The organism is Sphingobium herbicidovorans (assembly GCF_002080435.1).
GTDB lineage: Bacteria > Pseudomonadota > Alphaproteobacteria > Sphingomonadales > Sphingomonadaceae > Sphingobium > Sphingobium herbicidovorans.
Map to the genome: position 1 here is coordinate 2,054,957 of NZ_CP020538.1, position 12,035 is coordinate 2,066,991.

Annotated in this window: 12 protein-coding genes; 5 read left to right on the forward strand and 7 right to left on the reverse strand. The window is 63.2% G+C overall.

The features are described 5' to 3' along the window. Nucleotides 1-6 precede the first annotated feature (6 nt). The 5 genes from B6S01_RS09965 to B6S01_RS09985 all read right to left on the reverse strand — a co-directional run bounded on the left by B6S01_RS09965 (nucleotide 7) and on the right by B6S01_RS09985 (nucleotide 4,707). Nucleotides 7-636 (reverse strand): nicotinate-nucleotide adenylyltransferase, encoded by a 630-nt coding sequence (locus B6S01_RS09965; protein WP_037462828.1) that lies wholly within the window; start codon nucleotides 634-636, stop codon nucleotides 7-9. A gap of 4 nt (nucleotides 637-640) precedes the next feature. Further along, nucleotides 641-1,153: a sterol desaturase family protein gene (locus B6S01_RS09970; RefSeq protein ID WP_037462827.1), complete on the reverse strand. Its 513-nt coding sequence runs from the start codon at nucleotides 1,151-1,153 to the stop codon at nucleotides 641-643. A gap of 90 nt (nucleotides 1,154-1,243) precedes the next feature. Beyond that, the gene (metC, locus tag B6S01_RS09975; protein WP_037462825.1) at nucleotides 1,244-2,467 is read right to left on the reverse strand and encodes a cystathionine beta-lyase; all 1,224 of its coding nucleotides are present in this window, start codon (nucleotides 2,465-2,467) and stop codon (nucleotides 1,244-1,246) included. Then, nucleotides 2,464-3,312 carry a 3-mercaptopyruvate sulfurtransferase gene (sseA, locus tag B6S01_RS09980; RefSeq protein ID WP_037462822.1) on the reverse strand — a complete coding sequence of 283 codons (849 nt, stop codon included), beginning with the start codon at nucleotides 3,310-3,312 and terminating at the stop codon, nucleotides 2,464-2,466. The genes metC and sseA overlap by 4 nt, the downstream gene beginning before the upstream one ends. 159 nt (nucleotides 3,313-3,471) lie before the next feature. Beyond that, nucleotides 3,472-4,707 carry a hypothetical protein gene (locus tag B6S01_RS09985; RefSeq protein ID WP_062793050.1) on the reverse strand — a complete coding sequence of 412 codons (1,236 nt, stop codon included), beginning with the start codon at nucleotides 4,705-4,707 and terminating at the stop codon, nucleotides 3,472-3,474. Nucleotides 4,708-4,808: 101 nt separating this feature from the next. On the opposite strand from B6S01_RS09985, the gene queF reads away from it, so the two are divergent. The 3 genes from queF to B6S01_RS10000 all read left to right on the forward strand — a co-directional run bounded on the left by queF (nucleotide 4,809) and on the right by B6S01_RS10000 (nucleotide 8,696). Then, nucleotides 4,809-5,276: a preQ(1) synthase gene (queF, locus tag B6S01_RS09990; RefSeq protein WP_037465589.1), complete on the forward strand. Its 468-nt coding sequence runs from the start codon at nucleotides 4,809-4,811 to the stop codon at nucleotides 5,274-5,276. 306 nt (nucleotides 5,277-5,582) lie between these two features. After that, nucleotides 5,583-5,888 carry a GIY-YIG nuclease family protein gene (locus tag B6S01_RS09995; protein ID WP_081570361.1) on the forward strand — a complete coding sequence of 102 codons (306 nt, stop codon included), beginning with the start codon at nucleotides 5,583-5,585 and terminating at the stop codon, nucleotides 5,886-5,888. Nucleotides 5,889-6,065: 177 nt separating this feature from the next. Further along, nucleotides 6,066-8,696: a M1 family metallopeptidase gene (locus B6S01_RS10000; RefSeq protein ID WP_037465584.1), complete on the forward strand. Its 2,631-nt coding sequence runs from the start codon at nucleotides 6,066-6,068 to the stop codon at nucleotides 8,694-8,696. A gap of 43 nt (nucleotides 8,697-8,739) precedes the next feature. Here B6S01_RS10000 and B6S01_RS10005 read toward each other — a convergent pair whose 3' ends face one another. Beyond that, nucleotides 8,740-9,789: a phytase gene (locus B6S01_RS10005; protein ID WP_407695229.1), complete on the reverse strand. Its 1,050-nt coding sequence runs from the start codon at nucleotides 9,787-9,789 to the stop codon at nucleotides 8,740-8,742. 146 nt (nucleotides 9,790-9,935) lie between these two features. Between B6S01_RS10005 and B6S01_RS10010 the strand changes: the two genes are divergently transcribed. Then, entirely contained in the window at nucleotides 9,936-10,184 is a 249-nt protein-coding gene (locus B6S01_RS10010) for a hypothetical protein (RefSeq protein WP_037465581.1), read from the forward strand. Between the two features lie 43 nt (nucleotides 10,185-10,227). On the opposite strand, the gene B6S01_RS10015 is transcribed toward B6S01_RS10010, so the two are convergent. Beyond that, on the reverse strand, nucleotides 10,228-11,160 hold the full coding sequence (locus B6S01_RS10015; RefSeq protein WP_156103355.1) for a hypothetical protein: 933 nt from the start codon (nucleotides 11,158-11,160) through the stop codon (nucleotides 10,228-10,230). Nucleotides 11,161-11,534: 374 nt separating this feature from the next. On the opposite strand from B6S01_RS10015, the gene B6S01_RS10020 reads away from it, so the two are divergent. Then, a complete protein-coding gene (locus B6S01_RS10020) occupies nucleotides 11,535-11,936 on the forward strand; it encodes a type II toxin-antitoxin system PemK/MazF family toxin (RefSeq protein ID WP_037465579.1) in 402 nt (133 codons plus the stop codon). Nucleotides 11,937-12,035 lie beyond the last annotated feature (99 nt).

Consider the following 12,035-nt stretch of genomic DNA (forward strand, 5'->3'; position numbering starts at 1 on the left):
TCCATTCTAGACAATCAACCGGCGCGTGAGCGAATCGCGCACACGTGCATGTTCATATTCGCGATGCCAGAGGGGTTTCGCCTGCCGTAGCAGGGTCGCCGATCTTGGATCAGGGCGAAAGCGCAAAAGCACAAGCGCCGGCGTTCTCCAATCCGTCCACTCTGCACTCTGGCGCGCGGGCCGGACGAAACGCCGCAGCCAGGCCATGGCCACAGAGCCACGGGCAGCACCATCATAGCCGGGGCGGGCGATGACGGCAATGGGCAACTGTTGCGCAATGCCGCGCCAGTCCTTCCACTGGCCGAACTGCGCCAGATTATCCCCACCCATCAGCCATATGAAGCGGTTGCGGGGGAAGCGGTGGATGATTGCTCTTACCGTATCGACGGTAAAACGGGTGCCCATAGCCTGCTCGATCGCGGTGGCGCGAATCGGTGCGCGGCGCGCCACATGACGCGCGTGGCGGAGTCTGGCGGGCAGCGGCGCCATGCCTTTGCGAGGCTTAAGCGGATTGCCCGGCGAGACAAGCCACCAAACCTCGTCAAGGCGCAAAGCCTTCGCCGCGAAGAGCGAGATGGCGCGGTGCCCGCCATGGGCCGGATTGAAGGAGCCGCCCAAAAGGCCAATACGCGCCATGCCTTCAGTCGGTATCCACCATGACCCGCGCTTCGCGCAGTCCCGCACGCCCGCTGCTGGACAGCTTTTGTTTCAGCTGCTCGGGCCGCGGCGCGATCAGAAAGCCGAAGCTGACGCAACCTTCGCGAGTCCCGACTGCGTGGTGCAGCCTGTGCGCCTGGACGATCCGCTTCATATAGCGCGATCGCGGGACATGGCGGTGGCCGATGCGGCGGTGAACGAGAATGTCGTGGAAGCCAAGATAGATCAGCCCATAAGCGGCGATCCCAGCCCCGCAGGCGGTCGCCCAATCACCCCAGCCCCATTGCACGCCGCCCAGCAGCAGCAGGATGGAGGGCATGGCGAAGATCACGAAATACAGGTCGTTCGCTTCCCACCAGCCGATGCGGGGGCGATGATGGCTCGCATGCAGGAACCAGCCGGGACCATGCATCACCCAGCGGTGCATGGCATAGGCGAAGCCCTCCATCGCGGCGACCGTGGCTGCAAAGATGAGGAATAGCGAAAGGGCGGTCATGCGGCTCTATATAAGGGCGTCTATCAGCGCGCGCGACAGGTAAAGCGGGTGGCGTGAAAAAGGCCGCATCCAATGGACGACGTCTCTGCCCTAGCCACGCGCTTTCCGGAATCGGGCGAGGCCAGCGTCGAGGTCCGCGACCAGATCGGCGGGATCTTCCAGACCGATCTGCAGCCGCACGACGGGGCCTTCCGCTTGCCATGCCGTCGCGGTGCGGTAGCGAGCGGGATCGACCGGCAAGGCAAGGCTTTCAAATCCGCCCCAGCTGTAGCCGATGCCGAAATGGGCGAGCCCGTCGATCAGGGCGGCGCGGGACTGTTCGTCGCCGCCGTTCAGCACGAAGCTGAAGAGGCCGCTCGACCCGGAAAAGTCGCGCCGCCAGATCTCATGGCCGGGACAGCTGGGCAGCGCGGGATGAAGGACGCGGGCGACGTCCGGTTGGTCGGCGAGCCAGCGGGCGACATGAAGTGCGCTGTCCTGATGCTGGTTGAGGCGGACGCCGAGGGTGCGCAGGCCGCGGGAGGCGAGCCAGGCGTCGTCCGGGCTGACCATCTGGCCGAGGAGATAGGCGGTCTGGCGGACCTTCGGGAACAGCGCCGGAGTGGCGGTGACGGAGCCGAGCATGACGTCGCTGTGGCCGACGATATATTTGGTGCAGGCGAGGATGGAGATGTCTGCGCCGTGGGAGAGGGCCTGGAAGAAATATGGCGTGGCCCAGGTATTGTCGATCAGGGTGACGATACCCCGTTGCCGGGCGAGGGCGGTGATGGCGGGGACGTCCTGCACTTCAAACGTCAGGCTGCCGGGGCTTTCGAGGAAAATGGCGCGGGTTTTTTCATGAATGAAATGGTGAATTGAAACGGATTCCAGCGGGTCGTAGTAGGTCGTTTCGATACCGTAACTTTTCAGCATCTTGTCGCAGAAGTTGCGGGTGGGGTCGTAGGCGCTGTCGACCATGAGCAGGTGGTCGCCCGGTTTGAGCACGGACAGCAGGGCGCAGGCGATGGCGGCGACGCCGGAGGGGAAGAGCATCGTGCCTTCCGCCTCCGGCTCCATTTCGGTGAGCGCGTCGGCGAGGCTCCAGGCGGTCGGCGTGCCCTTGCGGCCGTAGAAAAGGCGTTCGTGCGTGCTGCTGCTGGCGGCGCGGCGCAGATGGGCGACATCGTCGTAGAGGATGGTCGAGGCGCGCCAGACGGGCGGGTTGACGATCGCGCCGGGCTGGCCGGGCATGCTCGTCCATTCAGGCTTGCGCCCCGCCTGCGCCAGATGGGTGAGCGGCTTGCGATCCTTGCGATCCCCCTGATCCCCGCTCATGTAGCGGCTCCCGTCGCCTTGGGCGTCGCGGGATCGAGACCCCATTCGGACCAGCTGCCGTCATAGAGGGTGACATCGGACTTGCCGAGCAATTCGAGCCCTGCGAGCAGAATGGCGGCGGTCACGCCGCTGCCGCAGGTGGTGATGATCGGCCGCGAGAAATCCGTTCCCGCGTCCACGAAGAGACGGCGCAGTTCCTCGCCCGTCTTCATGCTGTGATCGGGATTGAAGAGGCTGGACGAGGGAATGTTGCGCGAGCCCGGAATGTGCCCCGAGGCCATGCCGGGCCGTGGCTCTTTCTCTTCGCCGGTGAAGCGGGCAGCGCCGCGCGCGTCGATGACCTGTGCGGCTTGATTGGAAAGGTTGGCGAGCAAGTCGTCCTTCGTGCGCACCTGATCTTCGGCGCGGCGGGCGGTGGCGTTGCCGCGCGGGATGACGGGCCAGCCGGATTCGGTAGGCTGTCCTTCCGCCACCCATTTGGGAAGCCCGCCATCCAGGATCGTGGCGTTCGCGCCCACGCCATAGACGCGCATCATCCACCACGCGCGCGCGGCGCTGTGCGTGGGGCTGTTGTCATAGAGGATGATGCGGCTGTCCGTGTCGATGCCAAGCGCGCGGCAGCGTTCGGTCATGAAAGCGTCGCTGGGCAGCATGCCGGGGCGCGGGTCGTCCGCATCGGCGAGGGTCGGCAGGTCAAGATAGGCCGCGCCCGGAATATGCGCGGCTTCAAATTCGGCGCGCGGATCGCGTGGCGTGCCGGGCAGGAAGAGGCTGGCGTCGAGAATCTTCAGGTCGCGCTTGCCCAATTCCGCCGCGAGCCAATCTGTTGAGATGAGAATGTCCATGCCGCCTCATTGTGTGCCGTTTCCGGCATTTTACGAGGAGGAGGGGATGGTGGGAAGGGAATTGCGCGAGGAGAAAGAGGCGCGATCATTCAGGTCATGCGCGGTCGGATATTTTCGCGCAGAGTCCGCAGAGGGCGCAAAGCTCCTGATCGACGACGCCTAGCTGGCCAGTTCCAGTGCGGTGGCGCGGCTGCCGGGTGCGCGGAACTGGCGCGGACCCTGATCGATGCGGAAAGGCGCGAGGCGGTCGGCGGGTGGGGATTTTTCCTGACCCACGATGAAGGCGCGGCCGGTGCGGCCTGTGCCGGTAAGGCTTTCCCCTGCCTCATCGGCCCAGCGATATTGCGCGTCGAAGGCGACGAGCGGGATCAGCAGGGCGCGGTTGCCCATCTGCACCGGTGCGATCTGATCGGGCAGGAGGCGCAATTCGCCGGTCAGGCTGTGGCTTTCGCCCGGCGCGATGGACACGGCCGAATGGGCGGGCATGCCGGTCGCTCCGGCGAAGAATTGCTGCATTGTCGCCTGCTGTCCGGTGTCGGCGTTGGCGATGAGCGTGCGGATGAGAATATCCTCCGCAGCAAGCGTGCCGCGATTGTGGAGCGTGAGCCGGTAACCGATGGTCGCACCCATCAGCGAAAGACGCGCGCTGCGTATTTCCAGCGAGAGATCGAGCCAGGGGCGATCGGTGGTCGCTGCTTCGGGGGAGGGCCGCTTGGCCGGGGGCGAAGCGGGTTTCGGCGCCGTTGCTGCGGGCGTGGGCTGCGGTTCGGGTGCGGGCCGGGGCGGGACCGGCGCGGGGGCCTCTGGCCGCGCCTCATCTTTGAACGCCTCCTGATCCGGCTGTTCTTCGCGACGGCGGCGGAGGAACAGCCAGGCGGCGGCGAGGGCAGCGGCCAGCAGGGCGATGCCGCCAATGATCCATTGCCAGGACGGGGATTCGGCTGGTGCGCCGGGGGGCGGTGGGGGCGATGGTTCAGTGGTGGGCGGCTGCGGAGCGGCTTGCGGCTCGGCGGGGGAGTCAGGCGCTGCCTGAGGCGCGGGCGCGGCAGGCGCGGGGGCGTCACTTTCCGTGCGGGGCGCGGGTTGGGCGGGCGCAGCAGGCGGCGTTGCCGGGCGCTGCGGCTGCGCAGGCGCCGACGTCTTCGGTTCCGGCGTGGACGCTGGGGGTGTGATGACCTGCGGCGGCGGCGTGATTATGGGCGGAGTGACCGGCGGCGGGGCGACGGGCGAGCCGCGAAAGACGTCCAGTTCCGGTCCTTGCCGGGTCGGATCGGCAGGCGGCTGGCCAGTGCGGGGCAGGTTGAAGACGGGGTCGTTGCCCTGCTGATCCTGAGCGGCAGAGGGCGTGGCCAGCAGCAGCGGCATGGCGGCGATGATGGCAGGACGCAGACCCATGGGCAGCAGCCAAGGCAATGCAGCCGCTGAACGGCAGGTGAACGGCGGAGATGGGCGGCGCTGCGGTGACATTAGGCGTGCAATCGCGTAGATGGCCGGTCATGACTGATACGCCTGAACCTGTAAAGCCGATCCATCTGGGGCAGAGCAGCGCGCTGCCTGCGTCGCCCGAAGATGCGGTGCTCGATTATGTGCCCAATCCGCGTCCCGGGAAGCCCTATCTGGTGCGCTTCACCGCGCCGGAATTTACATCGCTCTGCCCGGTGACGGGGCAGCCCGACTTCGCTCATCTGGTAATCGACTATGCGCCCGCCGCAACGATCGTCGAATCGAAATCGTTGAAGCTGTTCCTGGGCGCGTTCCGCAACCATGCGGCGTTCCATGAAGATTGCACGGTGGGGATCGGCGAGCGGCTGTTTGCCGAGATGCAGCCGCTGTGGTTGCGGATCGGCGGCTACTGGTATCCGCGCGGGGGCATTCCGATAGATGTGTTCTGGCAATCGGGCGAGCCGCCCGCAGGCTTGTGGCTGCCTGCGCAGGATGTGCCGGGGTATCGCGGGCGGGGTTGAGGATTGCTCGCCCTTCCGCTCATGCGGGCCTGCGAAGCGCGATTTTCTGCGCTCCGGTGCTCACGTACTGAAGTACGCTGCGCTCCGGTACTCGAAAATCCCACTTCTCGGCTCCCCCTGAACGAAAGGGCGAGCAATCCTCCGGCCTCGCTTGTTGCTATACTTTGCCGCTGGTTGTCACAGGCGGGGGTGAGGGCGCCCGGTAGCCGGTGGAGATCCCGGCGTTCGCTGGGATGACGGAGTGAGAGGTGTGTCGTCATGCCAGCGAAAGCTGGCATCTCGGGAGGCTGGAGATGCGTTCGCGTGATGCGGCGTAGTTGGACGTACATCATGACGAACAAGCCGCGCGGGGTGCTGTATATTGGCGTCACCAGCAACCTGGCTGTGCGTGTGGACCAACATCGGCGTGGTGTGGGATCGGTGTTTTGCAGCAAATATAATCTGCGCTGTCTGGTGCTGGCCGAGGAACATCAGCGGATTGACGATGCGATCGCGCGGGAAAAAGCGTTGAAGGCGTTGAAGGCGTTGAAGGCGTGGAAGCGAGACTGGAAGATCGAGCTGATCGAAGCCGGGAATCCAGAATGGCGTGATTTGTTCGAGCTTATTATGTGAGGCGGGAGATCCCGGCGTTCGCTGGATGACGATGGTTAAGCCTCCCGTATTAAACAAAAGAATAACAACGCCTGGCGAACGGCTTGACCGCAGCGCCGAAAGGTTCGATCCCGCAACTATGTTGGCGCTATGCCGTTGTGGCTGCGCCGTTCTCAACGTGTCGGAGTTGCGAACCTGATGTCTTTTGGAAAATTCCTGCCCCTGATGCTGGCGGCTGCGCCGTTGGCCCTGATCCAGCCCGTTCTGGCGCAAGCCCCCACTGGCCCCGCGCCGGGGATCACGACGCAATTGCCGCGTGGCGCGGCGCCCAGCCATTATGCGATCGAAGTGACGCCGGACGCCGCGAACCTGAAGTTCACGGGCAAGGTGACGATCGACGTCGCCGTGGCGCAGTCCATGCCGGTGCTGGTGCTGAACGCCGCGGACCTGACGATCGGCGATGTCAGGCTGACGCCCACGAAGGGCAAGTCGCTAACGGGCACGGCCAAGATCGATGCCGACGCGCAGACGGTGACGCTGGATTTCGGCAAGCCGCTCGCGCCGGGAAGCTATAAGCTCGACGTCGCCTATGCGGGCGTCATCAATACGCAGGCGAACGGTCTTTTCGCGCTGGATTACACCGATAATGAAGGCAAGGCGAAGCGGGCGTTGTTCACGCAGTTCGAAGCGCCCGATGCGCGCCGCTTCGTGCCGAGCTTTGACGAGCCGAGCTACAAGGCCACGTTCGGCCTTTCCGCCATCGTGCCCACGGGGCAGCTGGCGGTCAGCAACATGCCGGTCAAGGCGTCGCAGGATCTGGGCGGCGGCAAGACGCGGGTGACATTTGGCGCCAGCCCCAAAATGTCGTCTTATCTGCTGTTCTTCGGTCTGGGCGATCTGGAGCGCGCGACCAAGATGGCGGGCGCGACCGAAGTCGGCGTCATCACCGGCAAGGGGAATACGGGCAAGGCGCAGCTGGCGCTGGATGCGTCGGTGGCGATCCTGCCGTGGTTCAACGATTATTTCGGCGTGCCTTACCCCCTGCCCAAACTCGACAATGTTGCGGGGCCGGGGCAGAGCCAGTTCTTCTCCGCAATGGAGAATTGGGGCGCGATCTTCACCTTCGAGCGGGCTTTGCTGGTCGATCCGCGCTTTACGTCAGAGGGCACGCGGCGGACCATCTATTCCATCGTCGCGCATGAAATGGCGCATCAATGGTTCGGCGACCTGGTCACCATGGCATGGTGGGACGACCTGTGGCTGAATGAAGGTTTCGCCAGCTGGATGGCGACCAAGGTCACCGACAAGTTGCAGCCGGAATGGGAGATGCTGTTGACCCGCGTTGGCGGGCGGGAGCGGGCGATGGCGCTCGACGCGCTGGCGACCACGCATCCGGTGGTGCAGAAGATCAACACCGTCGAAGAGGTGAACCAGGCGTTCGACGACATCACCTATGAAAAGGGTGAGGCGGTCATCACCATGCTGGAAGGCTTTGCGGGCGAGGATGTGTGGCGCGAGGGTATTCGCAGCTACATGAAGGCGCATGCCTATGGAAATACCGTGACCGACGATCTGTGGAAGGCGGTTGAGGGCGCGGGGGCCAAGGGGCTGGTTTCCATCGCGCATGACTTTACCAGCCAGCCGGGCATTCCGCTGGTGAAGGTGGACAGCGCGCAGTGCAAGGGCGGCTCCACCGTGCTGGCGCTGAGCCAGGGCGAGTTCAGCCGCGACCGGAAGGACAAGACGCCCTTACGCTGGAACGTGCCGGTGATGGCGCAGACCATCGGCGGCGCGCCGCAGCGGCTGATCCTGAACGGGGCGGCGTCGCTCACGCTGCCGGGATGCGGGGCCTATGTGATCAATGCGGGGCAGACGGGCTATTATCGCTCGCTCTATCCGCAGGCCAATGTGCAGGCGCTGGCGAAGGGCTTTACCCGGCTTTCGGCGATGGATCAGATCGGGCTGCTGGCGGATAACTTCCAGCTGGGGCTGGGCGGTTATCAGCCGATCGGGCTGGCGCTCGACATGGTGGACGCGGTGCCTGCCAGTGCGAGCCCGGCGGTGCTGGCGGAAGTACCCGACTATCTGGGCAGCGCCTATCATATGCTGGAAAGCGACAAGGCGGCGCAGGGCCGGGTCGCGGCCTATGCCTCGCGCAAGCTGGGGCCGGTGCTGGCGGGCGTCGGTTTTGACGCCAAGGCCGGAGAGGGGCCGCAGGCGCCGGTGCTGCGGTCGGCGCTGGTGGCGACGCTGGGCGGCATGGGCGACAGGGCCGTGGTGGCGGAAGCGGCGCGGCGCTTTGCTGAGCCTGCCCTGCTCGACGGGCCGCTGCGCAATGTGTGGCTGAGGATCATTGCCCAGAATGCCGATGCCGCGACCTGGGAAAAGCTGCGCGCGATGGCCAATGGTGCGAAGACCGATCTGGAGAAGAGCACGCTGTTCGCTCTGCTGGGGGCGGCGAAGGATGAGGCGCTGGCGACGAAGGCGCTGGACCTCGCCATGACCGATGAACCGGGGAAGACGACGAGCGCGGCGATCATATCCGCCGTGGGCGCGGAGCATCCGATGCTGGCGGTGGACTATGTGCTGGCGCACCGGCAGCAATATGAGGCCATGATCGACGTGTCGGCGCGGAGCCAGGCGATTGCGCGGCTGGGCGGCGGATCGGCGGACCCGGCGATGGCGACGAAGCTGGACGCCTATGCCAGCCAGCATCTGACGCCTGAATCGCGCAAGGTCGTGGATCGGTCGATATCGGCGATCAAGACGCGGATCGAGACGCGGGCGCGGCTGAAGCCGGCGCTGTTGGCCTGGTTTGCGAAGAAGTGAGGTGCCTCCCCCTCCCTTCGGTGAAGGGAGGGGATGTCGTTGCTTAGCGAAGGCCCAGCGCCTTGGCGATGTCATCCCAGGCGACCAGCTTGAAATTCTGCGCCGCGGCGGCGTTGTGGCCGTCCTGCGCGACGAAGAGGCCGCCGGGATAGGCTGGCCCGAAATCGCCCAGCATCAGGTCGATGCCGTCCGTTTCTTCTGTCCCGCCGATAGCGCCAGCGCCGACGCGGAAGCGCCCGGCATAGCTGTCGTCGCTCAGCCGGTAGGCGACATAGGCATTGTCGCCCTGGCTGGAGACGAGGACATAGCCGTCCTTCTCCCCAATGGGCGCGATCGCGACGCCTTCGGCATCGGCGACCAGGTTCCTGCCATCGGCGGCTGCGATCATGACCGGGGTGGTGGAGCCGGTGGCGCTGGCGTCGAAGCGCCACAGTCCTGCATCTTCCTCCGCCACGTACAGGATGCCGGTGCGGTCGTCGGCGGCGCAGCCTTCCGACTGCGAGGCGAGCTTCATGGAGCGGACGATGCGTGCCGTGGGCGCCGCGCCCGCCGTGTCGAGCGCGATCTGGTTGATCGTGCCGTCCTTGAGGACGATGAAGGCATAGGTGGCGGCCGCGTCCCGGTAGAGGCAGATGCCGTAAGCCTCGCCCTTGCCGCCATCGACCTTGCCAAGGGCGGTGAGCTTGGCCGTGGCGGGGTCGAGAAGGAAGAGCGCAACCTTTGCGTTGGCAAGGTCATTGCGATCGCTGGCTGCGACCAGAATGCCCTTTTGCCCATTGATGACGACATCGTCGCGCAGATCGACATTGTTGACCCGGCCAGCGTCCAGGAAATCGCGCGTCTTGCCGTCCAGACCGTAGACATACAGCCCGGCCTTCTTGTCGGTGCCGACGATCAGGCTCTGCGCCGGGTTGGCGGCATTGCGCCAGATCGCAGGATCGTCCGCCGCGTCCGCATTGGCCGTACCCACAGGGGCGGTTTCGCCCCGCGCGGTGACTGCGACGGCGGGGGTGGCGTTGGCGATACGCGTGGCAAGTGGAACTTCCCGTTCTACCGGCGCGCAGCCTGATAATGTAATAAAAGTGAAACCTATAATCGCTGAAATGTAATATTTATTACATGATGCAGTCACCAATACCTCCTGGCGGCAATTTTCACCGAATAAATACAAGAGATAGTTGGTTGGTCAATTTATCAATTAAATGATCCACGGCCAATTTATGGGAAAAAAGATATGTTATGCTTTATTCTGCGTCGGTGGCGCTGTTTCCCTTTCCGCTCATGCTGAAGAGGAATTTGGGCGATTATATACTTGTTTGGACCGCTGAATTTGCCGGGGATTATATCGCTGTACCGCCCGTTGAAATGAATGAGACGTATATTGGCAAAGGCCCCGCTCACTCCTTCTCGGGTGACGGGGCCTTTTTCCGTTTCGGTTTCCCGGACTTCTCTGGCGGCTTCACCTTGAGTAGCCCGCCAAGGGCCTGAGCCAGACCAAGCGGCTTTAGACTGACCGGCTTTTCGTCAGGCATCAGCTTAGCAGCTTCAGGATTTCCTCGTACTTGGCGAGCATATCCTTCAAATCAGCTATTTCATCAGGGCCAACATCGGCTGTTAGCTGTAAGCGGCCACCATCCACGTAGGCGGTGACGTTGAGTTTTCCGCCCTTGGCGGACGGCTTAGCAATGTCTCGCTTTTGCGTCGCATGTGGTGCGTCAACGAGTTCGACTTCGCTCATAGGTATCCCTGCAGGGCTTCCAAAAACGCGCAGGTGTGACCCATCTTCTGAAACCCAATCAACCTTCCGGGCTTCAAACTGGATCACCCCCCCCGATTCCCACTGCACAAAATCCCCGACTTTGACGTTCGGGACGCGCGGAGCCGGAGTTACACCAGGTTCGTTTTCGTCGGCCTTGTCCTCTTGTTGAGGAGATACCTTAGTGGAATCCTCGAGTCCTGCATAGGCTATTGTGGCTCGGTACGTCGCGATAACCTCGTCAGCCGCAGCCGGGCTGTAAGGTGCCTCGCCTCCTTCTTCTCTGTCGATCGTCAAATGCGTCCTTATGACGGTATCTGAAAGGCCGCTTGCAACATTGTAGCGATCCCAAAGCTCGCGATGAATCATTGGACCCAAGGCGGCGTTTTGAATTGCCTCCTGCCTACGCTGAGAGTCGGGGCTGGTATCCAAAATTATTCGTTTTGCTGCGTCGGTAATCTGGAATTTTCTATTCTTCCCGGTGCCAGAATCCTGCATCAGTCCATATTGGATAAGCGAAGCAGCAGTCCGCCAGACCTTTCCATCGACCGACTTCATGCCCCACGCCTCAGCAAGAACTTGAACCCCCGCAGCGTGCGCATTGGCTTTGGAGTAAACCTCCTTTGCCCGTTCAACCGCCTTTCCCAAATCGAACATGGGGTAGGGCGGAGACCGGAAGCGCTTCGGTTTTTCGTTCTCATCAGACATCGGGGCCATCACCTTTCCGCCCCTCACTATCGCCCTAGACCTTCCACGTCAAGTTACATGGATAGCTCTTAGACCTTTTTTAACTTGCGCCATGTTCGACGGTTGGGCATAGGGGTCGGAGAAAGGAATGACCGATGCCGCCACCCGCTAGTTGACCCGCGCGCCATGGCACACTGACTTGCGACGCGGATGAATGGCCTGAGGGTCAGGCCGGATCGGAGAGCTTAGGACCTCTACCGACCCGGTGGGCAAAACCCATTATCGACTGTGCCCCCGTGGTGGAACGTAGACACGCCAGCATAGGATGCTGGTGGCCTATAGGCCGTCCCGATGCGAACTCGGGCGGGGGCACCATTTTTATATATGAGATTTAGATGCCGCTCAACTTTTATCCCCGCGCGGGTCAGGTGCTGATGTGCGACTTTTCAGGCTTCAAGGTTCCTGAGATGGTGAAGCCGCGCCCTGTGGTGGTGGTATCGCCGCGTTTGCCGCGTAGGTCGGATGTGGTTGCTGTCGTGCCGATCAGTCTTACTGAGCCCACGCATTTGATGCCATATCATGTTAGGCTATCGAAGAATTATCATCCGAGTGAGCCCGATGATTTGCCATGTTGGGCAATCGCCGATTTACTGATGAACCTGGGCATATACCGTCTCGATGGCTTCAAGGTTGGTCGTCGGAAATGGGAGAACCCGCAGATGACGGGCGACGATCTAGCCGCCGTGAAAGATGCCGTTCTGCACGGCCTGGGGATGTTTCCAGTTGCCAACTCTTAACGCGATTCCTATATGGTGACTACTCCCGGTCATCGGGCTTTAAGACCTAGCTTGCTAGGCAGGCTGCTCAACGGACGATGACAAGTCCAGAGTAGCCTA